The 25,966-nt window shown below is 66.2% G+C and carries 23 protein-coding genes; 14 read left to right on the top strand and 9 right to left on the bottom strand.

What is annotated here, in order from left to right; genetic code table 11:
* Positions 1-5: 5 nt before the first annotated feature.
* Both G6N27_RS17035 and G6N27_RS17030 read right to left on the bottom strand, forming a co-directional pair.
* Complete coding sequence (locus G6N27_RS17035) at positions 6-1,370, bottom strand: aromatic ring-hydroxylating oxygenase subunit alpha (RefSeq protein WP_163778016.1); 1,365 nt, start codon at positions 1,368-1,370, stop codon at positions 6-8.
* Positions 1,370-2,221 carry an SDR family NAD(P)-dependent oxidoreductase gene (locus tag G6N27_RS17030; protein ID WP_163778013.1) on the bottom strand — a complete coding sequence of 284 codons (852 nt, stop codon included), beginning with the start codon at positions 2,219-2,221 and terminating at the stop codon, positions 1,370-1,372. Before G6N27_RS17030 ends, G6N27_RS17035 begins: the two co-directional genes overlap by 1 nt.
* 177 nt (positions 2,222-2,398) lie before the next feature.
* On the opposite strand from G6N27_RS17030, the gene G6N27_RS17025 reads away from it, so the two are divergent.
* From G6N27_RS17025 to G6N27_RS17005, 5 genes are read left to right on the top strand one after another with little or no spacing between them, the layout of a single operon-like run.
* On the top strand, positions 2,399-4,015 hold the full coding sequence (locus tag G6N27_RS17025; RefSeq protein WP_163778009.1) for an SMP-30/gluconolactonase/LRE family protein: 1,617 nt from the start codon (positions 2,399-2,401) through the stop codon (positions 4,013-4,015).
* Entirely contained in the window at positions 4,008-4,748 is a 741-nt protein-coding gene (locus G6N27_RS17020) for a GntR family transcriptional regulator (RefSeq protein ID WP_163778006.1), read from the top strand. The genes G6N27_RS17025 and G6N27_RS17020 overlap by 8 nt, the downstream gene beginning before the upstream one ends.
* Before the next feature lie 17 nt (positions 4,749-4,765).
* The gene (locus G6N27_RS17015) at positions 4,766-6,361 is read left to right on the top strand and encodes an AMP-binding protein (RefSeq protein WP_163778003.1); all 1,596 of its coding nucleotides are present in this window, start codon (positions 4,766-4,768) and stop codon (positions 6,359-6,361) included.
* A gap of 1 nt (position 6,362) precedes the next feature.
* Positions 6,363-7,136: an SDR family NAD(P)-dependent oxidoreductase gene (locus tag G6N27_RS17010; RefSeq protein ID WP_163778000.1), complete on the top strand. Its 774-nt coding sequence runs from the start codon at positions 6,363-6,365 to the stop codon at positions 7,134-7,136.
* Positions 7,133-8,611 carry an AMP-binding protein gene (locus G6N27_RS17005; RefSeq protein ID WP_163777997.1) on the top strand — a complete coding sequence of 493 codons (1,479 nt, stop codon included), beginning with the start codon at positions 7,133-7,135 and terminating at the stop codon, positions 8,609-8,611. The genes G6N27_RS17010 and G6N27_RS17005 overlap by 4 nt, the downstream gene beginning before the upstream one ends.
* On the opposite strand, the gene G6N27_RS17000 is transcribed toward G6N27_RS17005, so the two are convergent.
* Both G6N27_RS17000 and G6N27_RS16995 read right to left on the bottom strand, forming a co-directional pair.
* A complete protein-coding gene (locus G6N27_RS17000; protein ID WP_179963403.1) occupies positions 8,593-9,075 on the bottom strand; it encodes an SRPBCC family protein in 483 nt (160 codons plus the stop codon). The two genes, G6N27_RS17005 and G6N27_RS17000, sit on opposite strands and share 19 nt — an antisense overlap.
* Positions 9,051-9,785: an enoyl-CoA hydratase/isomerase family protein gene (locus G6N27_RS16995; RefSeq protein ID WP_163777991.1), complete on the bottom strand. Its 735-nt coding sequence runs from the start codon at positions 9,783-9,785 to the stop codon at positions 9,051-9,053. The genes G6N27_RS17000 and G6N27_RS16995 overlap by 25 nt, the downstream gene beginning before the upstream one ends.
* Before the next feature lie 110 nt (positions 9,786-9,895).
* On the opposite strand from G6N27_RS16995, the gene G6N27_RS16990 reads away from it, so the two are divergent.
* Positions 9,896-10,672, top strand: coding sequence for an enoyl-CoA hydratase/isomerase family protein (locus tag G6N27_RS16990; protein ID WP_163777988.1), 777 nt, complete (start codon positions 9,896-9,898; stop codon positions 10,670-10,672).
* Positions 10,673-10,696: 24 nt separating this feature from the next.
* Entirely contained in the window at positions 10,697-11,992 is a 1,296-nt protein-coding gene (locus G6N27_RS16985) for an acyl-CoA dehydrogenase family protein (protein WP_163777985.1), read from the top strand.
* Here the strand turns inward: G6N27_RS16985 and mgtA are convergent.
* Entirely contained in the window at positions 11,989-14,625 is a 2,637-nt protein-coding gene (mgtA, locus tag G6N27_RS16980) for a magnesium-translocating P-type ATPase (RefSeq protein ID WP_163777982.1), read from the bottom strand. The genes G6N27_RS16985 and mgtA overlap by 4 nt on opposite strands.
* Before the next feature lie 228 nt (positions 14,626-14,853).
* On the opposite strand from mgtA, the gene G6N27_RS16975 reads away from it, so the two are divergent.
* Entirely contained in the window at positions 14,854-17,172 is a 2,319-nt protein-coding gene (locus tag G6N27_RS16975) for a heavy metal translocating P-type ATPase (protein ID WP_276044613.1), read from the top strand.
* A gap of 7 nt (positions 17,173-17,179) precedes the next feature.
* On the opposite strand, the gene G6N27_RS16970 is transcribed toward G6N27_RS16975, so the two are convergent.
* Positions 17,180-18,004, bottom strand: a complete 825-nt coding sequence (locus tag G6N27_RS16970) for an SDR family NAD(P)-dependent oxidoreductase (protein ID WP_163777979.1) — start codon at positions 18,002-18,004, stop codon at positions 17,180-17,182.
* A 319-nt stretch (positions 18,005-18,323) separates the two neighbouring features.
* On the opposite strand from G6N27_RS16970, the gene G6N27_RS16965 reads away from it, so the two are divergent.
* The 3 genes from G6N27_RS16965 to G6N27_RS16955 all read left to right on the top strand — a co-directional run bounded on the left by G6N27_RS16965 (position 18,324) and on the right by G6N27_RS16955 (position 21,872).
* Positions 18,324-20,045: a hypothetical protein gene (locus G6N27_RS16965; RefSeq protein WP_163777976.1), complete on the top strand. Its 1,722-nt coding sequence runs from the start codon at positions 18,324-18,326 to the stop codon at positions 20,043-20,045.
* Between the two features lie 265 nt (positions 20,046-20,310).
* Entirely contained in the window at positions 20,311-21,237 is a 927-nt protein-coding gene (locus tag G6N27_RS16960) for a class I SAM-dependent methyltransferase (RefSeq protein WP_163777974.1), read from the top strand.
* Positions 21,234-21,872, top strand: a complete 639-nt coding sequence (locus G6N27_RS16955) for a class I SAM-dependent methyltransferase (protein WP_163777971.1) — start codon at positions 21,234-21,236, stop codon at positions 21,870-21,872. The genes G6N27_RS16960 and G6N27_RS16955 overlap by 4 nt, the downstream gene beginning before the upstream one ends.
* Here the strand turns inward: G6N27_RS16955 and G6N27_RS16950 are convergent.
* Genes G6N27_RS16950 through G6N27_RS16940 form a run of 3 tightly spaced genes read right to left on the bottom strand, consistent with a single transcriptional unit; the run spans position 21,862 to position 24,095 of the window.
* On the bottom strand, positions 21,862-22,497 hold the full coding sequence (locus G6N27_RS16950) for a nitroreductase family protein (protein ID WP_163777968.1): 636 nt from the start codon (positions 22,495-22,497) through the stop codon (positions 21,862-21,864). The two genes, G6N27_RS16955 and G6N27_RS16950, sit on opposite strands and share 11 nt — an antisense overlap.
* Before the next feature lie 59 nt (positions 22,498-22,556).
* Positions 22,557-23,288 (bottom strand): DUF899 domain-containing protein, encoded by a 732-nt coding sequence (locus G6N27_RS16945; protein WP_163777965.1) that lies wholly within the window; start codon positions 23,286-23,288, stop codon positions 22,557-22,559.
* Between the two features lie 21 nt (positions 23,289-23,309).
* Positions 23,310-24,095 (bottom strand): SDR family oxidoreductase, encoded by a 786-nt coding sequence (locus G6N27_RS16940; RefSeq protein WP_163777962.1) that lies wholly within the window; start codon positions 24,093-24,095, stop codon positions 23,310-23,312.
* A gap of 113 nt (positions 24,096-24,208) precedes the next feature.
* On the opposite strand from G6N27_RS16940, the gene G6N27_RS16935 reads away from it, so the two are divergent.
* The 3 genes from G6N27_RS16935 (at position 24,209) to G6N27_RS16925 (ending at position 25,925) form a co-directional block, all read left to right on the top strand.
* Entirely contained in the window at positions 24,209-25,156 is a 948-nt protein-coding gene (locus G6N27_RS16935; RefSeq protein WP_163777959.1) for a sigma-70 family RNA polymerase sigma factor, read from the top strand.
* 86 nt (positions 25,157-25,242) lie between these two features.
* A complete protein-coding gene (locus tag G6N27_RS16930) occupies positions 25,243-25,629 on the top strand; it encodes a heme-binding protein (RefSeq protein ID WP_163777956.1) in 387 nt (128 codons plus the stop codon).
* Between the two features lie 17 nt (positions 25,630-25,646).
* Positions 25,647-25,925, top strand: coding sequence for a hypothetical protein (locus G6N27_RS16925; RefSeq protein WP_163781926.1), 279 nt, complete (start codon positions 25,647-25,649; stop codon positions 25,923-25,925).
* Positions 25,926-25,966: the final 41 nt, after the last annotated feature.

The raw sequence follows: 25,966 nt of genomic DNA, 5'->3' as shown, positions 1-25,966 counted from the left end.
CTGTCTCAAAGCTCCTGTGGTTCGCCGGTGCCCATGTATTTCGACAGTTGGTAGTGCAGGTTGACCGTGCTTCGTTCGCGGTAGGGGTTGGGCTTGGTGCCGGGGAAGCCGAGTGATTTCATGCCCTGCTGCACCGCGGCCATGTTGGAGAAGTCCTGCGGTAGTACTGAGCGCCACCGGGGATCACCCACCGGGGTGTATTCCCAATCCGTCTCGGGCTCTTCATCTTTCGGGTACAACTCGAATACCGAGACTTCGAAGATGCACTTGTCGGGGTTGTAGCTCGGGTCTGGCCGCGCGCCATAGCACAGCGCGCTGGTCAGGCCTTGGCCGATCTGGAAGTTCGGGAACACCTGCCACGCGGTGCCGGCCTGTCCGAGGATGTCGGCCGGGATCGTCGGCCAGATGACACCGCGTGCCTCATCGTCGCGGCGCGCCGACGCGAGCCAATGCTCGAGAACCTTGTCGGCCGGTGTGCCCTCGGGCAATTCGTCGACCAGTCGCTTGGCGGCGTTGACCAGCGTCTGGGTGGTGGTGGCGTTGGTTTCCTCCATCGTGTACACCTGCATCTGCGCGGTCGAGACGCGGGGATCGGCGCCTGTGCCGAGCCGGATCTTGGACTTGGTGGCTTCCAAGTCTTTTGGAGCGTCATAGCCGATGTTGCTGTGCTTGCCCTGCGCCTTGGCCCAGCCTTTGAATTCGCCGAACTTGTTGAACTCCGGGTGCGTCGTGAAAACGTGGTAGGTCTCGTTGAAGGCCTCCAGCGCCACTTTCCAATTGCAGTCGAAATTCAGCCATTTGCGCCACTTGAAGCGCATGTTTTCCAAACCGAACGGGTCGAGAATCTTTGCGGCCGGAAACAGATAGTCGGCCAGCGGCTCGCAGTCGGGATCCATGTTGATCCACAGCCAGCCGCCCCAGGTGTCGACGTTGACTGCCCGCAGGTGGGTGTTGTCGGGGTTCAGCGCTTCCCGCCAGTCCTGCTGTTCGCGAATATGCGTGCACGCACCATCCAGGCCGTAGGTCCAGCCGTGAAAGCCGCAGACGAACGACTTGCGAGCCCGGCCGCAGGCGTTCTTGGCACCGTCGGGGGTATCGATCAGTCGTCGGCCGCGGTGCATGCAGACGTTGTGGTGGGCCCGAAATTCGTTGTCGCCGCTGCGCACCACGATGATCGAGTCGTCGAGGATGTCGTAGGTCAGATAGCTGCCGACTTCCGGCAGTTCTTCCACCCGGCCCACGTGCTGCCACACCTTGCGCCACAGCCTGTCTCGCTCGGCGCGGGCGTAGTCCTCGGACAGATACGCCTCGACGCCGATCGTCACCGGTGCGGAAAGCTGCTCGGGCGCTTCGACTTTGATGTCGGTCATCACGGTCTCCTTATCGCCGCTCGGAAGGACTCGTCCTTGAGAAATAGCGAGGTGTTGTCGGCGTCCAGATGCGACCATTTGAGGTCCAGGCCGCCGTCCACCAGCAAGGTCTGCCCGGTGATGTAGCTGGACAGGTCCGACAGCAGGAACAGAATGGCGCCGGCGATCTCCTCCGGTCGGCCGCGCCGGCCCATCGCGATGGCGCGACGGTCGCGGTCGGCGTCCTCGCCGACGTAGGTCAGCGACGCCGGCGTCGCGGTCACCCCGGGCGCGACGGCATTGACCCGGATGTCGTCGAGCGCCAATTCGACGGCCATCGTGCGCGTCATCGCCGCGACCGCCGCTTTGGCCGTGCCGTAGGCGATGTGGAACGGCGCGGTGTTCATGCCGCTGATCGACGAGATCGACACGATCGACCCGCGGCGGTTGTGCGCCTTCAATTCCGCGGCGACGGCCTGGCTCATGAAGAACGCGGTTTCCAGATTCTGGGTGAACAGATCGCGCCAGTTGCTACGAGTCACCCGGGTCGAAGGCATCCAGGTTTCCGGCGCCGCCCCGCCCGCCACGTTGACCAGGCCGTGCAGGTCACCGTCCACCCGCTGGGCCTGCTCGATTGCGGTGGCGACACCGTCTTCGGTCGCGATGTCAGCGGCGACCGGAACGATCGACAGGCCCTGCTGCACGAGCGGGATGATGTGGTCGTCGAGGTTCTCCTTGGACCGGCTCACGGCGACAACCGTCGCGCCGGCTTCGGCGACCAGCCGCGTGACGGTGGTGCCGATGCCGCCACCCGCGGCGCCGGCCACGATGACCACGCGCCGCTCGAGACTGAGCAGGTTATCCGACGCCAAAATGTATTCGCCTAATTGTCCGGACAAAATAGCTGAATGTGCATAATTGAGAATATGATTCTCTGCAAATGGCTGAGCGTCAAGTGCCGTCGGTTCAGCTTTGCCTGCCTATTGTCTGGACCACGGGCGGTTGCTAACGTGAACCGCCGCGACGCCTAGGCCCGGAGGTCTACACCGATGTTGCTGCAAGAAGGCCGCGCAGGTGCGGCCTTTGACAAAGAGGATTCGACCCTCGCCGAAGGCTGGCGCGTGGAGCGGCTCACCCCGCCGAGCCGGCTGTTCGGCGCCAACGGCCTGCGCACCGGCCCCGACGGCCGGGTGTACATCGCACAGGTCACCGGTAGCCAGATCAGCGCGCTCGACGTCGACAGCGGCCGACTCGAGACCATCAGCCCCAAGGGCGGCGACATCATTGCCCCCGACGACGTGGCCTTCGGCCCGCACGGCGACCTCTACGCGACCGAGGTGATGGACGGCCGGGTCAGCGTCCGTGGCGCCGACGGCCGGACCCGGGTGCTACGCGGCGACGTACCGTCCGCCAACGGCATCACCGTCCATCACGGCCGGTTGTTCATCGGTGAATGCCGGGAGGGCGGAAGGCTTCTGGAGCTCGACCTGAACGGCGGCGAGCCGCGGGTGCTGCTGGACAATGTGCCGTCGCCCAACGCGATGGAGGTCGGCCCGGACGGCTTGCTGTACTTCCCGGTGATGGGTGCCAACGAGATCTGGCGCATCGGCCTGGACGGCGGGACGCCCGAGACGGTCGCCTCCGGTCTCGGCGTGCCCGATTCGGTGAAGTTCGACTCGGCGGGCCGCATCGTCTCGACTCAGGTGCATAGCGGACAGGTGTTGCGTATCGACCCCCGCAGCGGCGAGCAGACCGTGCTGGCCGATCTGACTGCGGGACTGGACAATTGCACGTTCGTCGGCGACCGCCTGTTCGTGTCGAACTTCACCGGCGAGATCACCGAGATCCTCGACGGCGGCGCGACCCGGACCGTGCTGCCGGGTGGACTGAACTGGCCGCTGGACCTGGCCGTCGGCTTCGACGGCAATCTCTACGTCGCCGACGGGACGTACTTCTACGTTCTGCTTCCCGATCGCTCGTTGCAAACGGTGGGCATGCTGTTCAGCCCGGGCTATCCGGGATTCCTCCGTGGCCTGGCCCCGGCAGGCCCGGACGAATTCGTCGTCACCACCTCGGGCGGACAGGTATCCCGGTACCGGCCGGCCAGGTGCGAAAGTGAGGTGTTGGCAGACGGATTCGACCAGCTGTACGGCGTGGCGATCGACGGCGACGGCACCATCGCGGCTGCCGAACTCGGAACGGGACGGGTGTTGTCCATCCGGCACGGGCAGGTCGACGTTGTCGCGACCGGACTGAATGATCCGGTCGGCGTGGCGGTCGCGCCCGACGGTGGCTGGTTGGTCTCGGAGGCCGGGGCCGGGCGGGTGGTCAGGCTCAAGGGATCCGGCGTCCACACCGTGGCCGCCGAATTGGTCCGCCCGCAAGGCATCCTGGTCGACGGGAGGCAGCTCTATGTCGTCGACGCCGACGCCAAGGCGTTGATCGCCGTCGACCTGGAAGACGGCAGCCGGCACACCATCGCCACCGGACTGCCGGTGGGCGCTCCACCCGGTGTCAATCCCAAACCGCTCAAGGGCATGCCGCCGTTCTCTGGGCCGCAGGGACCGTTCGCCGGTATCGCCGCCGGACCGGACGGCACCGTGTACGTGTCGGCCGATGGCGACGGCAGCGTGCTCGCATTTCGACGGGACGGCCACGATGGCTGACACCGAAACCACCGACCACCGTTACCTGCAGGTGGCGCGGACGCTGCGGAAAGAGATCGTCGACGGAGTGTACCCGGTGGGATCTCACCTTCCCACCGAACATCAACTGTGTGAACGCTTTTCGGTCAGCCGATACACCGTCCGGGAGGCGCTGCGGCGGCTGCGCGACGACAACCTCGTCGCATCCCGGCCACGGGCCGGCACGATGGTGGTGCCCCGGCCCTCCTCGGACTCCTACGTCCAAGACGTGGTGTCGATCAACGACTTGCTGGCCTTCGCGACCGGTGCGCGGTTCGCGATCGAATCCACCGGAATGGTCCGCATCACCAACGAACTGGCCACCCGAACCGGCCTGGGCAGCGGTGAAGAGTGGTTGGTGGTCAAGGGCTTTCGCCGGATCGAAGGCGCGGAATTCCCGGTGTGCCGGACCGAGTACTACATCAACCGGGCATTCGCGGCGGTCGGCCGACTACTGCCCCGGCACACCGGTCCGATCTTCCCGCTGATCGAAGACCTCTTCGGGTTGAGCATCGTCGGGGTGCGCCAGGAGATCGCAGCGGTGCTGGTGTCGACCGAACTGGCCGACCAGCTCAGCGTCGACGCCGGGACCCCGGCGCTCGAGGTGCACCGGACCTACAGCACCTCGGACTGCGAAGTGGCCCAGGTGACGATCAACACGCATCCCGCGGCACGTTTCCGTCACTCGATGACGATGCGACGGGTCCGCGGCTGACCTGCGATGAAACAAGCATGTCCAACACCAGACTGATCGGTGGGCGAAGAGTCCGCTGGGACGACGAGCGGGCCGCCGAAGCCTATGCGCGTGGCTGGTGGGTGCACGGCACCCTGGCGGAGTCGCTCGCCGAGGCCGCGCGGCACAGCCCGCAACGAACGGTCGTGATCGACGGCGACCATCACGTCGACTGCGAAAATCTGTACGCCCAGGCGACGGCGCTGGCCCAGGCGATGCTGAGCCGAATGCCCACCGGCAGCGTGGTGTCGTTCATGCTGCCCAATTGGCACGAGGCGGTCGTCGTCTACCTGGCGGCGACGATGGCCGGCATGGTGGTCAACCCCATCCTGCCGTCGCTGCGGGATCGTGAACTGCGCTTCATCCTCGATGACGCGAACACCCGAATGGTATTCGTGCCATCGGTTTTCGGGCGGCATGACTATGCGGCGATGCTGACCCGGGTCGTCGCCGAACTGGACTCTCCGCCCGAGGTCGTCGTGGTGCGCGGCGATGTGGCCGACGGCCATACCAGCTTCGGGTCCTTGATGCACGGCCCACCGGCCGAGCTGCCGACGCTCGATCCGGACGCGATTCGGATGATCCTGTACACCTCCGGGACCACGGGTCGGCCGAAAGGTGTTCTGCACAGCCATAATTCGTTACACGCGCTGATCTGCCAGCTTCGCGACCACTGGCAGGTGCAGCTCGGTGACCGGTTCCTGGTGCCATCGCCCATCGCGCATATCGGCGGCTCCATTTACGCATTCGAGTGCCCGCTGTTGCTCGGCACCTCCGCGGTGCTGATGGATCGCTGGAACGCCGACGACGCCGTCGAGCTCATCACCACCCACCGCTGCACTCATATCGCCGGCGCGACACCGTTCCTCGAGCAGCTACTCGCGGCCGCCGAACGCGCAGGCACCCGTCTGCCCGAACTCAAACTCTTCGTCTGTGGTGGGGCATCGGTGTCCCCGTCGCTGATCCGCCGGGCCGCAGGCTATTTCGAGCATGCCGCGGTGACCCGCGTTTACGGGTCGACCGAGGTCCCGGTGACGACGGTCGGCGCTCCGCTGGACGCTGACCACGCCGCCGACACCGACGGGCGGCCCGGGTTCGCGCAGGTCAGGTTGTGCGGGCCCGCCGGTGAGATCCACGCCCGCGGACCGCAGATGCTGGTCGGCTACCTGCATCCCGACGACGAAGACGAATCGTTCGACGCCGACGGATATTTCCGCACCGGCGACCTGGCCCGCTGGGTCGACGACGATTATCTCGTCGTCACCGGAAGGGCCAAAGACGTGATCATCCGCAACGGCGAGAACATCGCACCCAAGGAGATCGAAGACATCCTCATCGGCCACCCCGGTATCGCGGAGATCGCGATCGTCGGTCTGCCCGATGCCCGCACCGGGGAGCGGGCCTGCGCTGTGGTGGTACCCACCGACCAGTCGCATCCCGACGTCGAGAGCCTGCGCGGCTTCCTGCAAGACCGGGGCGTCGCCACCTTCAAAGCGCCTGAACAGGTTGTGGTTTGGCAGGCGCTGCCCAGAAACGACGCCGGCAAGGTGCTCAAGCACCAGATCCAGTCGGCCCTGACCAAAACGGACGGATGACATGCAGGTAGCGATCGTGACTGGCGCGAGCGGCGGTATCGGGTTCGGGTGCGCGACCAAGCTGGCCGAAGCAGGCATTGCGGTGCTGGCTACTGGCCGCAACGAGCAGCGACTGGCCGAGTTGGCTTCAGCCATCGGTGATCCCGACCGTGTCGAGACCATTGCGGTCGACGTGACGGCAGACGACGGGCCCGCCCGGATCGTGTCGGCGGCCGTCGAACGTTGGGGCCGGGTCGACTTCCTGATCAACAACGCCGGAGTGGGTAATCCGACCCCGCTGCACGGCACCGATGACGAGACCTTGGACTACTTCCTGAACGTGATGCTGCGCGCACCGTTTCGACTAGCGCGAGATGTATTGCCGCACATGAAGGCCGGCTCGGCGATCATCAACATCACGTCGACCTTCGCCGTCGTCGGCGGCCTGCGCGGCGGTCCGTATTCGGCGGCCAAAGGCGGACTCACGGCGCTCACCACGCACATCGCCTGCCAGTACGGCGCGCACGGGATCCGCTGCAACGCGGTCGCTCCCGGCGTGATCCAGACAGCGATGACCGAAGAGCGCCTGCAGGATCCGCGGTTTCGCCGGATGCAGATCGAGATGACTCCCCATCAGCGTCTGGGCACGGTCGACGACGTGGCCAGCACGGTCGCGTTCTTGTGTTCGCCGGGCGGCAGTTTCATCAACGGCCAGACCATCGTGGTCGACGGCGGCTGGAGCTCGACCAAGTATTTGTCGAACTTCGCCCTGAACTCGGAGTGGACGGCCAAGTGAATCTGTTCGCGCTGCTCGATCAGGCCGCGCGGCAGTTTCCCGACCGCGGCGCGGTGTATCACGGCCGGCATCGCTGCAGCACCTGGTCGGAACTGCGGGACCGCGCGCTGCGACTGGCGGGCGCCCTGCGCGGGCGGTACCCGGCCGGCGCACGCATCGCGATCGCCAGCGAGAACCGCCCAGAGATCGTCGAGCTGCTCTACGGGATCTGGGCCGCCGAATGCGTCGCGGTACCGATCAACTACAAGCTGCATCCGCGTGAGATGGCCCAGATCCTCGACGATGCGTCGGTGTCGCACGTCTTCGCGTCGCAGGCGATTGCCGACCAGCTGGACAGCGGCTATCCGGTGGAAAACGTTGAGGGAGAAGACTACTCACACTGGCTCACCGGCGCCCCGGTTGCAGCGCCGACCACCGACCCGTCGACGCTGGCCTGGCTGTTCTACACCAGCGGCACAACCGGCAGGTCGAAGGGCGCCATGCTCACGCACCGCAACCTGATGGCGATGACAGTGGCTCATCTCGCAGACATGGACAGCCCCGATGAGCGGTGCAGCCTGATTCACGCGGCGCCGATGTCGCACGGCTCGGGGCTTTACATCCCGGCCTACGTCGTGCGTGGCGCCCGCCAGGTGATCCCCGAGGGCGGCGGATTCGACCCGGCCGAATTCCTCGATCTTTGCGAGCATCATCCAGGCTCCAGCGCTTTCCTCGCGCCGACGATGGTGCAACGCGTCATCGCGACAGGCCGCCCGCGGCCGAGCGCACTGCAGACCATCGTCTACGGCGGCGGGCCGATGTATGTGGACAGCATCAAAAAGGCGCTCGCCGCGTTCGGTCCGGTGTTCACCCAGATCTACGGCCAGGGCGAGTCTCCGATGACGATCACCGGATTGCGCCGCGCGGATTACGACGACGCCGACGACGCGATCCTTGGGTCGGTCGGGCGGGCGCGGACGGGTATGGAAGTCGCCGTGCTGCGCGGCGACGACACACCGGCTGCGGTGGGCGAGATCGGCGAGATCGTTTGTCGCGGTGATGTTGTGATGTCTGGTTATTGGCGCAATCCGGTGGCCACTGGCGAGACGTTACGCGGCGGCTGGCTGCGAACCGGCGACATGGGCTCGTTCGACGCGCGCGGGTACCTGACGCTGCACGACCGTTCGAAGGATGTCGTGATCAGCGGCGGGTCCAACATCTATCCACGCGAGGTGGAGGAGGCCCTGCTCGAGCATCCCGCGGTGTCGGAAGCGTGCGTGGTCGGGGCACCCGACGCCGAGTGGGGCGAGATCGTCGTCGCCTTCATCGTCATCGGCGGAGCCGATGAGATCAGCACAGCCGATCTCGACGCTCATCTGCTGCAGCGGATTGCCCGCTTCAAACGCCCTAAGCGGTATCTGGCCGTGGACGACCTGCCGAAGAACAGCTACGGCAAGGTCCTGAAAAAGGATCTGCGTCAACGACTCTCGAAGTGACTGCGGATGCCGGCCAGCATCGCTGCGTGCGCCTTGACCGCTTCGCCCTCAGTCATCGGGGCGAGCAGTCGGGGGGCAGCGATCCGGATTCGTTCGGTGAGGCGAGTGCCTGAGTCGATCGGCTCGAACGACACGACACCGTTCAGCCGCACCCGCGGGAACTGCCGAGCCTCGGTGATCACGTCACCGTGCACCGGCACGTCGAGACTCGCCCGATAGCTGATCCCGATCGACAACGGCCCCAGCGGAATACGGTCACGCACGCGATAGGTCTGGTGATAACCGTCGGCGGTTTCCTCGCGCGCGATCGTCTGCACCGAAACCACCAGCGGGTGAACGACTTTGATGTTCTCCAGGTCGACATAGAAATCCCGGACCTGATCGGGCGGCGCCGGGATCTCCTCACTCAGCGTGTGTTCGGCGTGGGCGATCCAGAGGCTCACGAGCGGCCGCGGGCGAGCGATTCGAGGAACGCGTTGATGCGGCCGCGGGTGTCCTCCGATATCCAGCTGGCCCGCACGTCGGCGTCGGTCGCGGCGCCGGCATCGATCGCGGCGCGTACCGGCCGGTGCAGTTGCTTCTTGGTGGCCGCAAAGGCGGCCGGCGAGTATCGACCCAGCTCTGCGGCGATGGTCACCGCCCGGGCGACCACCTCGTCGCCGGGAACGACCGCGTCGAGCCACCCGCGGGCCAGCGCGGTATCCGCGTCGATCGTCTTGGCCTGCAGCGCCGCGCGACTCGCAGTGACCCCCATCGCGTCGCGGCAGATCTCCAGAGCGGCCACCGGAAACGGGACGCCGACGGCGAGCTCGGTGAGCCCGATCGTCCCGCCGGACATCAGTCGCACGTCGGCGCACATGGCCAGAACGCACCCGCCTGCGATCGCGTGCCCGTTGATCGCCGCGACCACCGGCGCCGGGTGGTCGTAGATCGCGAGAAAGGCCTCCGACAACGCGGTGACGAAGCGACCGGCGTAGTCGGTGCCGCCGTCGGCGAGGGCGCGCAGGTCGACACCGGCCGAGAAGCTACGGCCCGCACCGGTCAGGACGACCGGTCCCTCGACGCTGCGCATCGACGCGATGATGACTTCAAGCAGGTCCAGGTCGAGCGCGTTGACCGGTGCGTTGTCGAATCGGACGATCGTGACGCCGTCGGCTGTTTCGAGATCTGTCACGTCTCCTCCGATCCCCCACCCCGTTGCGGGTCTACGCTGGCGAAGAATAGCATTCTCGTTATCTGCAAATGCATGTCTCAGGGCTCGCGACGAAGGGGGCTCGGCCGCCGGTGACCGATACGCTGACCGTACAACGGCCGCAGGCCGGTGTGGCCGTGCTGAAGCTGAACCGGCCGAAGCAGCTCAACGCGATCAACGACGCGATGGTCGGCGAGCTCAGCTCGACACTTGCTGCCCTGGGAGCGGACGGCTCGGTCAACGCCGTCGTGCTGACCGGCGCGGGACGCGGATTCTGCTCGGGCATCGACATGCGCGACTTCGGCCCTCGCGTACCGGAGGCGACGGCGCCGGCGATCGAGCGCCTCCGGTTCCAGGAGACGATGGCCGCGCTGCCGCAGGCGATCCGCGTCATTCCGCAACCGGTGATCGCGGCGGTGAACGGACCCTGTGTCGGCGCGGGCCTGGCGCTGTGCCTGGCTGCCGACGTCAGAATCTGCTCGACCGCAGCGACATTCGGTAATGCAGCGATCCTGCTCGGCCTGTCCGGTGCGGAGATGGGGATGAGTTACTTCCTGCCGCGCATCGTCGGGACCAGCGTGGCCGCGGACTGGATGCTGACCGGCCGAACCGTCTCGGCCGAGGAAGCCGACCGCCGCGGACTGGTGAGCGAGCTGGTCGCTCCCGACGACCTTCTCGGCCGCGCCATCGAAATGGCCGCCCGGATAGCCGAACTCACGCCGCTCGGGGTGCAACTGACCAAACGCGCGCTGCAGATCAACGTCGACTCGGCCGGACTGGACGCAGCCCTGGAGCTGGAGAACCGCAACCAGGTGCTCAGCCATGCGACTGACGAAGCGGCAGCTCGTCGGCAATCGTGGTCGTCGTAACGACCAGTATCGAAAGGACGACCGTTGGCTTGGGACTTCTCGACCGACCCGCAATGGGCCGAACAACTCGCGTGGGTCGACGAGTTCGTCCGCTCGGAATGTGAACCGATCGACCTGATCGTCAAGGAATCTCACGACCTCAACGACCCGGTCCGCCAAGCGCTCATTCCTCCGCTGCAGGCCATCGTCAAGGAGCGCGGGTTGTGGGCGACGCACCTGGGCCCGCACCTGGGCGGGCCAGGCTACGGCCAGGTCAAATTGGCGTTGCTCAACGAGATTCTCGGCCGGTCGGAATGCGCGCCGATCGTATTCGGTTCCCAGGCACCGGATTCCGGCAACAGCGAGATCCTCGCCCACTACGGCACCCCGGAACTGAAGGCGCGCTATCTGGAGCCGCTGCTGGACAACCGGATCATCTCCTGCTTCTCGATGACCGAGCCGCAAGGCGGCGCCGATCCGAAGGTGTTCACCACGACCGCCACACCGGATGGCGACCACTGGGTGATCAACGGCGAAAAGTGGTATTCGTCGTTCGCATCGATGGCGTCGTTCATCATCGTGATGGCCATGACCGACCCCGAAGCGCCGCCTTATCAACGGTATTCGATGTTCGTCGTGCCTGGCGACACACCCGGTATCAACGTGCTGCGCGACGTCGGGCTCGGCTACCAGCCGCTCGGCGGTGGCCGGGAGGGCTACGTCCGCTACGAGAACGTGCGCGTGCCTGATGACCATATGCTCGGCCCGCGCGGCGGCGCGTTCGTGGTGGCGCAGACACGTCTCGGCGGCGGCCGTATCCACCACGCCATGCGGACGGTGGGCCTGGTGCGGCGCATCTTCGACATGCTCACCGAACGCGCGGTGTCGCGCTACACGCAGGGCGAGCTGCTCGCGAACAAGCAGATGGTGCAGGAGATGATCGCCGACTCGTGGATGGAGATCGAGGCGTTCCGGCTGCTGACCCTCCAAACCGCTTGGAAGATTGACAAATACAATGACTACAAGGCCGTCCGCGCCGACATCTCGGCAGTCAAGGCGATGATGCAGAAGGTGCTGCACGACGTGTCGTCGCGGGCGCTGCAACTGCATGGCTCGCTGGGGACGTCGCACGAGATGCCGTTCGTGCAGTATCTGACCGAGTCGTTCGTGCTGGGTCTGGCCGACGGGCCGACCGAGGTACACAAGGTCACCTTGGCGCGACAACTGCTGAAAGACTGCAAGCCCTCGCCTGGCCTGTTCCCGTCCGAGCACCTGCTGCGTCTTCGTCAAGCGGCCGAAGCCAAGTTCGCCGACCAGCTCGCGGGAATTCCGCGCAGCTAGCCGGGTACGTGCGCGGAGTTGCCGTTGCTACGACTGAACCGGGCAGCACGCTTACGGATACGGTGCCGCCGATCCCGAGTGCGACGCAACGCCGCGACCGGCCGCACCGACTCGGCATAGAACAGCTTCTTCGCCAGCTCGACCAGAATCAGATACACAAGGACAAACCCGGCCAGTGTCACGAAGAACGGCCACGGCAACGGGGTGAAACCCAATGTCCGAGCCACCGGTGAGATCGTCAGCACTACGCCGCAGGCGACCACGGTAAGGCTGGTCAACGTCAACCACGCGCTCGGTCGGCTGCGAAAGAACGGCACCTTACGGGTGCGGATGGCGAAAATGATCAACGTCTGCGTGGCAAGCGATTCCACGAACCAGCCGGTGCGGAATTCGGTGGGGCCGGCGTGCAGCACGCCGAGCATCAAACCGAAGGTCAGAAAATCGAACAGCGAACTGATCGGCCCGAACGTCAGCATGAACCGACGGATGAACGCGACGTCCCAATGCGACGGCGCCTGCAGCTGGTCGACGTCGACGTTGTCGGTGGGAATGGCCAGCTGTGAACTGTCGTAAAGCAGGTTGTTCAGCAGGATCTGGCTCGGCAGCATCGGCAGGAAAGGTAACAACGCCGAGGCGGCGGCTGCGCTGAACATGTTCCCGAAATTGCTGGAAGTGCCCATCAACACGTACTTGACGGTGTTGGCGAAGATGCGCCGGCCCGCGGCGACACCCGTGGCAAGCACACCCAGATCCTTTTCCAGGAGCACCACATCAGCCGCGTCTTTCGCGACGTCGGTCGCACTGTCTACCGAAATCCCCACATCGGCGGCATGCAATGCCAGCGCGTCGTTGACGCCGTCACCGAGGAATCCAACGGATCGCCCACCGCGGCGGGCTGATTCGACGAGGTGCGCTTTCTGCTCCGGCGAGATACGCGCGAAAATGGTGTGAATTTTCACGGCCTCGACGAACTCGTCGTCGCCGAGATTGTCCAACTCGGTACCGGTGATCGTGCCCTTCGATCGCAAACCCAGGTCAGTACAGACCTTTTCAGCGACCCGCGGGTTGTCCCCGGTCGCGATCTTCACCTCGATGCCCAGCGCGGCCAGATCATCAAGTGACTGGCGTGCAGCGATTTTGGGCTCGTCGGCGAAAACCAGGAAGCCGGCCAGGTCCAGGTTGGATTCGGCATCGGGCGTGATACTGGTCAACTCGGGCGCGGACCTCACTGCTACAGCCACCACCCGCCGCCCCGCGTCAAACAGGGCGTCGAGAGTTCCTGCTGCGTCGTCGCTCGACAGTCGGCATCGGGCCAGCACCTGTTCCGGAGCGCCTTTGACCACCAATACCCGATTCCCGTTGTCGTCGATCAGCGCCGACGTTGCCCGGCGATCGGGATCGAACGGCAAGAGGGCGCGGCGCACCGCCCCGCCTACCAGCGTGCGCGCTTGGGGCGCCGCCCACAGCGCGGTATCGAGCGGGTTGGCGCTGGCACCGCCGGATCGGAGATCGACGTCGGTGGCGAGCAACCCCAGTCGTTGGACGGATGAGTCGTGCGCGCCGGTGGGATCGACCGTGTCGATCAAACTGATTCGGCCCTGGGTGAGCGTGCCGGTCTTGTCCGTGATGAGGATGTCGATATCGCCGAGGTCCTCGATACACACCAACCGTTTGACCAATACCTTCAGCTTGGCAAGTTCGCGCGATCCGGTCGCGAGGCTGGCACTGACCACCGCGGGCAGCAGTTGCGGTGTGATGCCGACCGCAATAGCCAGCGAGAACAGCACCGAATCAATCACGGGCTTTCGCAACAACAAGTTGCTGGCCAAGATGATGACCACCAACGCGGCGGCCACCTGGAGAAGCAGGTAGGAAAATCGGCGCAAGCCCTGCTGAAATTCGGTCTCGGGCTGAGCCTGTCCGAGACCTGCTGCGATGCGACCGAATTCAGCTTGTCTGCCGGTGGCGTACACCACTCCGAGACCCTCGCCGGCGCTGATGATCGTGCCCATGAACGCCACGCTGCTCGACTCGGCCAAGACCGTTCCCGCCGGCACCGGCTCGGGTGATTTCTCCGCGCCCATCGACTCGCCGGTCAGAATGCTTTCGTCGCATTCCAGGCCACTGACCTCGACGAGTCGCACGTCGGCAGGCACCGCCTCGCCCAGCGACAGCCGGATGACGTCTCCAGGTACCAGATCGACGACGTCGAGCTTGACGAACCCTCCGTCACGGCGCACGACGGCACTGTGACGCATGGCCGAATGCAGCGCGGCAGCGGCTTTCTCGGCCCGGTACTCGTTGACAAAGCCCAGCGCGACGCTCGCCGCGAGTATCACACCGATGATGAGCGCCTGCATGCCGTCGCCGAGGAAGAACGACACGATCGCCGTACCGGCAAGCAGGATGAGCACCGCGTTGCGCAATTGACGCCCCAGCACGGCAATCGCACTGACGTGGTGGGTGCTGACCGCATTGTGGCCGTATCGCGAGATACGTTCAGCCGCATCGGAACTGGAGAGCCCGTCGGTCGAGGTGGCCAGCCAGCCCATCACCTCTTCGACAGCAGCCGCCGCAACTCTGGGCGCGGTCAACACTGGGGCGTCAGATGTGACGCCGGTCCCCGTGATCATCAGAATTCCGGGATCCACAGATGGCGAGCGGGCGTGCTAGCGAGGATCACTCAGCCATCGTGGTACAGAATGACGCGCGCGCCGTAGGGGAAAAAGGCCCCATCGCCTGCATCGACGATCGAGTGGTGACACCTGGCCCTAGCCCACGCCGAGAAAGCCCGCGAAGCTAGCGATCGACCCACTGCCGGAACGAATGGTACGGCCAGTGGCCAACGTGCGGAGTGCAGATTGCTAGCCCGGATATCGCGGCTCGTCGACCTTGCCTTGGTCACGTCCACGGTAGGCGCTTTGGCGGCCGGCGGGATCGCCTGGCTGGCAGGGTCGCCGGCCGTTGCCGATCGATGCTGGATCGCGGGCACGGCGATCGCGGTGCCCGCTGCCCTGACGTGGGCGGCGCTGGCGATGCGCGCCGGTCGGGTCGGAGTTGACCTCATTGCGGTGTTGTCGTTGATCGGGACGCTGCTCGTGCACGAATATCTTGCCGGTGCGTTGATCGGCGTGATGCTCGCCGGTGGCCGGGCGCTCGAGGCGGCGGCCGAGCACCGTGCATCTCGTGATCTGCGTGCGCTGCTCGAGCACGCGCCTCGGGTCGCGCGCCGTCGCACCGGGTCGGAGCTGTGTCTGATCCCGCTGGACGAAGTCTGCGTCGACGACCTCTTGGTCGTCGGCCCCGGCGAGGTGGTTCCGGTGGACGGACACATTGTCGGCACGGCCGCGGTGCTGGACGAATCCGTTCTGACCGGGGAGCCGCTGCAAGTCGACCGCGCCGCCGGCGAGCCGGTACGCAGCGGAGTCGTCAACGCGGGTAACGCATTCGAGCTGCGAGCTACCGCAGTCGCTGCCGCCAGCACCTACGCCCAGATCGTGCGACTGGCCGCGCAGGCCGGAGCAGAGAACGCCCCGGTGGTGCGACTGGCTGATCGGTACGCGGCCTGGTTCTTGCCCGTGACGCTGTTGGTGGCCGGTGCCGCGTGGCTGGCGAGCGGGTCACCGGTGCGCGCGGTCGCGGTGCTCGTGGTGGCGACTCCGTGCCCGCTGCTGCTCGCCGCCCCGGTGGCGATAGTCTCTGGGTTGTCGCGCGCGTCCCGCCACAATGTGCTGATCCGCGGCGGTGGCGCATTGGAAACCCTCGGCCGCGCAACGACCCTGGTGATGGACAAGACAGGGACACTGACGGTGGGGTGCCCGGTGGTGATCGACGTGACGTCCGCACCTGACCGCGATGCCGCGGAGGTTCTGCGCCTGGCTGCCTCGGCGGACCAAAGCTCGTCACACGTGCTGGCCCAAGCGATCGTCACCGAGGCACGCACGCGCGGACTGCAACTGTCGCTGCCTGCAGATGTCACCGAGGAGACCGGGCGCGGCGTCACGGCCACCGTCGACGATCACAGCATCCGGGTCGGCAAGTTCGCGGACGCCGCTGCCGACCTCGGTTGGGCTCGCGCCGCCGTCAACCGCGCACGGTTGGACAACGCCGCAATCGCATGGGTAGTCGTCGACGGGCATCCGGCCGGTACCGTGCTGCTGTGCGACCCACTGCGGCGCGACGCGTCGCGCACCTTGCGCCGGCTACGGGCCGCCGGCTTGGACCGGTTGGTCATGCTCACCGGCGATCGCAGCGAGCCCGCGAAAGAGGTTGCGACGGTGTTGGGGATCGACGAGGTGTACGCCGAACAGGACCCGGCCGACAAGGTCGCAGCGGTGCGGTCCGAGAAGGAGCGCGGGATCACAGTGATGGTCGGCGATGGTGTGAACGACGCGCCGGCGTTGGCCGCGGCCCATGTCGGCGTGGCCATGGGCGCGCGCGGTGCCACTGCTTCGTCCGAAGCCGCCGACATCGTCTTGACCACCGGTCAACTGGAGCGACTGGCCGACGCGATGAACATCGCACGCTGGTCGCGGCATATCGCCGTGCAAAGTGCGACTGTCGGAATGGGTCTGTCGCTGGTGGCGATGACCGTGGCCTCGATCGGATGGCTGCCACCCGCGCCGGGAGCTCTGCTGCAGGAGGGCATCGATGTTGCGGTGATCCTCAACGCCTTGCGTGCTCTTCGCGGTAATCCGGGCGATACGGTCGATCTTCCCGCGCATACCGAACAGATGTTGCGGCGCTTCGATGCCGAGCACGATGAAATGCGCGACGCCGTCGGTACATTGCGCGCCGCGGCAGACCGGTTGGCCACCGCGTCCGATCTGGTTGCCCTGCAAGCGGTTGAACGCGTACACGCATTGCTCACGCATCGGATTCTTCCGCATGAACAGGCTGAGGAGACGCAGCTGTACCCGGCGTTGGCGTTCCCGCTCGGCAGCCGGGAAGCCACCGCGACCATGAGCAGAACCCACGCGGAGATCCACCGTCTCAGCAGCCGGATCGGCGCGCACGTGTCGCTTGCCAAAGAGCGCGGGGCGATCGACGCAGACCAGGTGGGCGACCTGCTCGCGTGCCTGTACGGCCTGTATGCCTTGCTGCGCTTGCACTTTGTACAGGAAGAGGAGAACTACTTCACCCTGGCCGAAGCCGAAACGCACAGCGCAGCAAAGACTTAGTCGAAGTTCAGCGCAGCCATCCGATTTCGCGCAGAAACGGTTGGGTGTGGGCGATCCGCCCAGTCATCGATTTCGGGTCGGCGGTGACCAAGGTCAGCGCGGTCTGCGTGATGAGCTCGATGTCTTCGGTGTCGGTCTTGGCCAGGTCGAGGGCACCGGCACCCTCGGTGGCCACCGGGTTGGACGGGGCTGCGGCGTTGACCGCGATGCCGTCGTCATAGAGTTCTGCCGCAAAGCTTTTCGTGAGCCTGTTCAGCGCTGCCTTGACGGTGCCGTAGACACCGAAACCGGCGGTCCGGTCGAACTCGGAGAACGGCGGTCCGTCGGGCAGATCGCCGCCGACCGAGGTCACGTTGAGGACCCAGCCGCGGCCGCGTTCGCGCATCGCCGGAATCGCCAACTGCGTCAGATGCATCGGCGCCAGCACGTGCATCTCGATCATCAGCCGTGCCCGCCGGTCCGGGAACTCATCGAGCGGACGCAGGAACGTCACCGCGGCGTTGTTCACCAGAATGTCTGGCGCACCCGCGCGTTCGATCAACTCCGCGAAGAGTTGCTCCCGGTCTTCGGGCTTCGATAGATCAGCCTGAATGGCGATCGCAGCGCCGCCGGCCGCGGTGATCTCGTCGAGTGTCTGCTGGAGCGATCCGTGGTACTTGGGATCGGGTTCCATGGTGCGGGCAGTCAGGCCGACCGTCGCGCCCTCGCCAGCCAGTCGCCGGGCGATCGCCTTGCCCAATCCGCGGCTTGCGCCGGTCACCAACGCAACCTTGCCGTCACACGCTCCTGGCAACTTCGCTCGCCTCCTCGACGTTGAGAACGCCTTCTCCATTGAAGAGAATCGGGTTATCCGCCGCCCGGGAGTATAAGCCTGTGACGTGAGGCTGAGACATCCCTGAGGTCGTGTGCAGATCGACCGGACGGGCCGGGGCTTGGCGCAGGCCGAGACGGTCCGTCTCAATCCATTCGTGAGATGCGAACACGGCGCCAATTTCCATTGATAACCGATTTAAAGTTTGCTGCAAGGTTCCTGGCAGTCCCCTGAAAGCCTGAGAATTTCAAAAGATTTTCCTTTCAAAAAGGACTTACCCGTGAGTAATGTGCGTCACGTTACTCGGGGGTAATGAACACACGTAGAAGGAGCAGTACAGATGCATCGTCGCTTGTACCTAGCCGGAGTGGCAGCCACTGGAGGGCTGTTGAGCTCGGCATTCTTGCAGGTGGCCGTCGCCGCCGCTGACGTCGGCGCCGACGGCGCGGACGCTTTCACGATCGGCAGCTACACGTTCGACCCCTTCACCTCACCTGGCGTCGAGGGCTGGGACCCGGTCAGCCCGCTCAGCGCCGCCCCGCCGTTGCTGACGCTCGGCGGCGGGACCGTCCTCGGCATCTTGCCCCTCGCACAGCAAAACCTCGAAGTGTTCGATCCAACCAGCAGAGCGGATCTCGGAAGCATTCAGGGCAACGAGACCGTGACGAGTCTGTTCGGTCTGACCAACGCCGAGTTCACGGTGGCCAGTGGCACCCCGGCTGACGGCGCAACCGCGGCGCTACCTACCGACGGCTCGGTGTACGACGTATTCAACCTGGGCCACGGATACGAGAACGTGTACACCGCGATCCCAGGAGTCGACGGTGCCAAAGACACCGTCACGGACACCTTTGTGACGCCGTTGGGCAGCTACAACCTGGACTCGCTGTTCGGCAACATCGACGCGGCAGCACTGATGCAGCCCGGGGATGCCTTCACTGGCCTCGAGGTTGGCAACATCAGCGGCGCTGCGGACGCATTCAGCATCGGCGGCTTCACGCTCGACCCGCAGTTGGCGGCGGGTGGCGAAGGCTTCGACGGAGTTACGCCGCTTGCCACCTCTCCGCCGCTGCTGGAGATCGGCGGCTCGTCAATCGGCAATCCCGACAACCCCGGCAATGACTTCGCCACCCAGAGTTTCGACGTCTTGAGCGGTGGTTCGAGCAGCACGGAGCTCGGAACGATCACGACCGGTGAAGACGTCACGAACCTGTTGGGCTTCACCAACACTCAGCTCGTCGTCACGGGTGCGACAGCAGCCGAGGGTGGCAGTGCATCGGATCTGCCGACGGTGGGATCGGTCTACGACGCGTTCAACCTCGGGCACGGCTTCGAGAATGTCTACACCGCGATCCCGGGTGTCGACGGCGCGAAGGACACCGTCACCGACACGCTGGTGACGCCGTTCGGCAACGTCAACCTCGACTCGCTGTTCGGCAACATCGACGCCGCCGCACCGCTGAACCCGGGCGACGCCTTCACGGGTCTGGCCGACACCAGCGTCGGCGCCGATGCGTTCAGCATCGGCAGCACCACCTTCGACCCGATCACCACAGCCGGGACCGAGGGCTACGACACCGTCTTCCCGATCATCGGAGCACCGCCGATATTGGAGATCGGTGGTGGCACACCCAATTTGGACGGCTTTACGCTCCCGCTTGCGCCGCAGGACTTCAACGTCTACGACAGCACCGGGACCGAGGTCGGCAGCATCGTCGGCAACGAGGATGTGACCGAACTGTTGGGTCTCACCAACACGGAGTTCACTGTCGCAAGTGTGACCGGCACATCGGCGGATCTGCCCACAGTGGGTTCGGTGTACGACGTCCTCAACCTCGGTGGGCTCGAGAACGTCTACACCGCGATCCCGGGCGTGGCCGGAGCCGCGGACACCGTCACCGACACATTGGTGACGCCGTGGGGCAATCTCGACCTGAGTTCGCTGTTCGGTGGGATCGACGCCGTCTCGGCACTGAACCCGGGCGATGCTTTCACCGGCGGTCTCGAGGCGTTGACCTCCGCGGCCTCTGCTGTCGACCCGCTGTCGTTCCTCGGTCTGTAATCCCGGCGGACCGAAACCCGAACGGCCCAGGCCCTTTCCGGCCTGGGTCGTTCGGCGTCAGGCCGGCGCCTCCGCTGGAAATGATCGTCGCCGTTCATCTGTTGCAGGCTCTGACCCGCAAACAGATCGAGGCGATCGGGCGGCGCGTAGCGCGCGCCGCCGCCATCACCGGCTGATCCGCAGGTCACGTGAACAGTTTGTTACATGGGCTAAATACTTGTTATGCTAACTAAGTAACGTCCCGACTTACCGAAGGAGCACGCACATGCCGCGCACCGATAACGACACCTGGGACCTCGCGACCAGTGTTGGAGCAACCGCCACGATGGTCGCCGCGGCCCGGGCAGTCGCCACCAAGGCCGACAACCCGCTGATCAACGACCAGTTCGCCGAACCGCTCGTGCGGGCCGTCGGCGTCGACTTCCTCACTCGCTGGGCCTCTGGCAACCTCGATATCGCCGATGTCGACGACGACGGGTCGCACTGGAAACTGCAGCAGATGCCGGACGCGATGGCCGCCCGCACCCGTTTCTTCGACGCGTTCTTCGCCGACGCGACAAAGGCCGGCATCCGCCAGGCCGTCATTCTGGCCGCCGGTCTCGACGCCCGGGCCTACCGGCTGGACTGGCCGACCGGCATGACCGTCTTCGAGGTCGACCAGCCCGAGGTGATCGCGTTCAAGACCGAGACCCTCGCCGACTTGGGCGCGGCCCCGACCACCGAACGCCGCACGGTCGCCATCGACCTGCGTTACGACTGGCCGGCCGCGTTGACCGAAGCCGGCTTCGACCGCAGCCAGCCCACCGCATGGATCGCCGAGGGACTACTCGGCTACCTCCCGCCCGAAGCGCAGGACCGCCTGCTGGACAACGTCGCTGCCCTCAGCGCCCACGGCAGCCGGCTGGCCACCGAGGCCATCCCGGACATGGCTGACGTCGATCATGACCAGGCGCGGGAAATGATGCGCAAGGCCACCGAGAAGTGGCGAGCCCACGGCTTCGACCTGGACTTCCACGAACTCGGTTACCAGGGCGACCGCAACGACGTCGCCGCCTACCTGGACACGCTGGGCTGGACGTCGGTCGGCAAGCCGATGAGCCGCCTGCTGGCCGACTACGGACTCCCGCCGGTCCCGCAGGGCAACGACTCGGTGTCGATGGCCGACACGATCTACTACACCTCGACAAAATGACGCAGGCGCCGCAGCGTCGCGGCTTCAACGACTTCGTCACGCGGTTCTGGGGTGTAGCCGCACCGGCCTACAACCTGCCGGTTCTCCAACAGTGGGTGTACCGCCCGGCGCACGACGAGGTGGTCGCGCAATTGCGCGACCACCAGTCTGCGCGGGTAGTCGACATCGCCTGTGGCACAGGGATTTTGGCTGATCGAATCGAACGCGAGCTACACCCCGCGCAGGTGTACGGAGTGGACATGTCCGAGGGCATGCTCAACCAGGCCCGCTCCCGGTCGACGGCGGTGCAGTGGCTTCGCGGCCCCGCCGAGCAGCTGCCCTTCAACGACGGGGCGCTGGACGCCGTCGTGACGACGTCGGCGTTTCACTTCTTCGACCAGCCCGCGGCGCTGCGCGAATTTCACCGCGTGCTGGCACCGGGCGGTCTGGCCGCGGTGTCGACGCTCAGTGCGCGGCATTCGTTGCTGCAGGGCCCGTCGAGCACCAAGTGGAAGCCGTCGCACAATCCATCGCCGGCCGAGATGCGACGGCTGTTCGAGGACGCCGGGTTCACCCTCGCGCAGCAGCACCGGGTCCGGCGGCCGCTGTGGACGCGGGCGATCTCGGACCTGATCACGGTCGGCATCAAGGGCTGACGAACTCGTCCCAGTGGTCGACGTTGACGACCTCGCTCAGCGGTCGGCGACGCACTGGCCCGTGCCGCCCTTTGGGCCAGCCGACCACGACATGCCCGGCCAGCATCCAGTCGTCGGGAACACCGACCGCATCGCGGAGTAACTGCTCACCGCCATAGGCGCGCCAACTGGTCAGGCATGCGCCCAGCCCCTGCGCGCGGGCGGCCAGCAGGAAATTCTGCATCGCCGGAAAGATCGACCCACCGAGCAGCAGCTCGGACGCCGTCGGAAAGTACTTCTGCGCGAACAGGACTGACGTGAATTCACCGGCCCGGTCGTGCAGTTCATAGGTGGCCCGATTGGTGCGGGCGCGCCTGCTGTTGTCGTCGTCGGCGGGTCGGCTCATCCCGTAGACGGGTTCGATCACCTCCAAAGCACGGTCAGCCGCCTTGGCCACCACGGCTCGCTGCTCCGCCGACCGCAGCACGACGAAGCGCCATGCCTGAGCGTTGGCTCCCGACGGCGCCCACATCGCCGCTTGCAGGCACCGTTCCAGCGTGGCGTCGTCGACGGGCTGGTCGGTGAACCGCCGAATGGTTCGCGCGGTCGACATCGCTTCCCAGACATCGGTGGTCGGTCCCGGCATGGCTACTTCCTTCCAGTCCCTGCTGGATTCCTGTCCGGAAGAGAACCTACTGCCGACGGTTATCGCGGCGGCCGCTGGTCGTTGGGATCGTTCGGATCAGGCTCACCGAACCAGCGCGACGGCTCACGCTCGCCGTAGCTGTCGTGCCAGTCCCACCATTCGTACGGCGGGCTCTGTGGATAGCCCTCGGGCGAGTCCTCCCAAAGTTCCTGCCGCCCCAGCGGCGTCATATCCAGAAAGCTCCAGGTGTTGCCCAGCACCTCGTCGCCTCGTTGGTTGATGAAGTAGGTGCGGAACACCCGGTCGCCGTCGTGGATGAACACGTTGGTGCCGTGCCATTCATCGACGCCGAAATCCACGTCGAAACTGTCGGTGATCGTGTACCACGGCATCTGCCAGCCCATTCGCTCCTTCAGCCGTTCGATGCCCGGCTGCGGCGCGCGCGAGGCGAACACCAACGTGGTGTCGCGGGCGTTGAGGTGGGCCAGGTTGCCGATGTGATCGGCGATCATCGAGCAGCCGCGACAGCCGTGATCGGGCCAGCCGTCGATGTCGGGTCCGACGAAGGCCCGATAGACGATCAGCTGCCGACGGCCCTGAAACAGGCCCAGCAGGTCGACCTTTCCGTCGGGTCCGTCGAACTGGTACTCCGTGTCCACGGGCAGCCATGGCATCCGCCGTCGCTGGGCGGCCAGAGCGTCGTGGGCGCGCATCACCTCCTTTTCCTTCACCAGCAGTTGCTGGTGGGCGGCCGCCCAGTCCTGGGCCGACACGATCGGGGGTGTGTGCATGGTGTTGTCCGCCTTTCGATTTCAGTTGTTCGCGGCCAGCGCCGACAGGCCTGCCGCGGTGAGGAGGTAGGAGCCGTGATCGCGGTGCCGACCCGTGGCGAGCTCCAGTACCGACCGGCCGACCTGCTCTGCGGTGAGCGCGGGCCCGCCGGCCTTGACGAACGTCTCGACATCGACGCCCTGCCGGCCGGCGTAGGCGGCCACCGCTGCCGCGCCGAGATCCGTCGCCGGTGTCAACCGCGGCAGCACCGAGGTGAAGCTGATCCCCAGCCCGGCCCGCTGCGACTCGATCTCGGCATAGTCGGCGATGAACTTGACGGCCGCCTTGGCGCCCGCGTAGCCGCCGCTGAGCGGCGAGCCGTTGACGGCGGCCCCGCTGGACATCGCGATCACCGAACTGCCCGGCGCGAGCGGGCGCCGCAACGCCAGCCGGCTCCAGTGAAATGCCTGCGCGACATCCACGTTCCAGGTCTGGCTGAAGCTTTCCCACGTCTGCTCCTGCAGCGGCCTCATCGTGGGGCTCGCCCCGGCGCACAGCACCAGCGTGCGCGGCCGGTGCTCGTCGATGAGCCGACCGGCCACGTCCGGGTCGGCAGCGTCGGCGGCCACCGGGCTGAACGCGTCGCCGAGCTCGTCGCGCAGCTCATCGAGTTGCGGCCTGCCGCGGGCGACGCCGACGACGTGCGCACCGGCGGCCACCAGCGCCCGCGCGATGCCGCGGCCGAACCCGCGGCTGACTCCGGTGACGATCGCCGTCGCACCCGCCAGCGTGTCGGTGTGGTTCTCAATCGGTTGTTCAACAGTCATAGTGAGTTCGATACGTCGAGCGGCCGGAATTCATCGCTGCGCCACCGATGAATTTCCCGGGCCGGATGTCTCTATATCGACGAAGGGTGCACACCCGCGACAGGAGAGCAACCGTGCCGGCCCCGGAGGAATTCATCGAGCAGGCAGCGCCGTTTCGCGGCGAGTTGATCGCGCACTGCTACCGCATGCTCGGCTCGGTGCACGATGCCGAGGATCTCGTGCAGGAGACCTATCTGCGCGGCTGGCGGGGCTATTCGGCGTTCGAGGAACGCGCCGCGTTGCGAACGTGGCTGTATCGGATCGCCACCACCGCGTGCCTTCGCGCACTGGAGAACCGGGCCCACCGGGTGCTGCCCGCCGGGCTGGGTGCCGGTTCCGACGATCCGGACGCCGACCTCGACGCACACCACGGGAACCATCACTGGCTCGAGCCGCTGCCGGACACGTTGTCACCGGAGGCCGCCGTCAGCACGCGCCACAGCGTGCGGCTCGCGGTGGCCACCGCGCTGCAGGAACTTCCGGCGCGTCAACGCGCGGTGCTGATCCTGCGCGACGTCGTGCAGTTCAACGCGGCCGAGGTCGCGGAGTTGCTCGAAACCACTCCCGCTGCGGTCAACAGCGCGCTCCAGCGAGCGCGAGCGCGCCTCGCCGAGGTGGCACCGAATGAAGAGGACGCGGCCGAACCCGGTGACGCGGATCTGCGCGAGTTGGTCGACCGCTATTGCGCGGCCTTCGAGAACGCCGACCTCGCGGCGCTCACCGCGCTGCTACAAGACGACGTGCGACTCGAGATGCCGCCGCTGCCGGTGTGGTTCACCGGACGCGACGCGGTCACCCGCTTCCTCGCCCGCCGCGCTTTCGCCGATCCCGGCGACATGGTGCTCGTCCCGACCGCGGCCAACGGGCAGCCGGCTGTCGCGGAATACCGTCGCGCCGCCGACGGCGTCATGCGGGCGCACTCGATCCACGTCCTCGATGCCGGCCCGACGGGAATCGCCCACATGGTCGTCTTTCTTGATCCGACGCTGTTTGCCGTCTTCGGTCTGCCGCCACGCCGATGACGTGTCTCGGACCGATTCCGCCAGCACCGTCGGCAGTATCTGCTTAGCTTTAGCGCGGGGGACGACCGCCGCACAAAGGAGCCAGTGTGTCCCTGTCAGAATTCCTGCCGCGTCGAGTGGTCACGGGAGTGATCGGCGCCGGGGTGATCTCCGGCGCTCTGTTGGCCGGCACCGCCGGCCAAGCCGCGGCCGATCCGCCGACCCGGCCGCCCAACTGCTCAGCTGCCGACGTCGCCGGTGTGGCGGCCAGCGTTGCCACCACGCTCTCGGCCTACCTGTTCACCCACCCCGACGTGAACGGGTTCTACACCGGTCTTGAGGATCAGCCCAAAGACCAGATCGGCACCGATGTGCAGAACTACTTCGGCGCCAACCCGCAAGAGCAAGCCGACCTCGAGAACATTCGTCAGCCGATGGCCGACATCAGGGAGCGTTGCCACTGGACACCGTTGCTCGGACAGGCCACCCCGTGACCCCGCGACTCGTCGAGATGCGCTCGTGGTTCGCGGCCGTCGCCGCAACAACCGCGGTTCTGTGCGTGCCGGTCGTGCAGTCCCCCGGCGTTGCCAACGCCGACGTGTGCGCGAGCGTGGGCAGGCGCGTTTCGGTGAGCGGGTGCACCAACGTCGCCGACACCGTCAACGCCTACGCCCCGCCGCCGGCCGCCTATGCGCCGCTGCCGCAGGATTTTCCACCTCCACCTCCACCGCCTCCGGTCAGCGTCTGCGTTGGCGCCGGCAGGCGGATCCATGTGAGCGGGTGCACCTAGACCCGTATCGCTCACGCACGGCTGGGCGCGGGCGTAACACG

The sequence above is a fragment of the Mycobacterium cookii genome (assembly GCF_010727945.1).
Lineage (GTDB): Bacteria > Actinomycetota > Actinomycetes > Mycobacteriales > Mycobacteriaceae > Mycobacterium > Mycobacterium cookii.
This window is presented reverse-complemented; position numbering and strand designations above follow the sequence as displayed.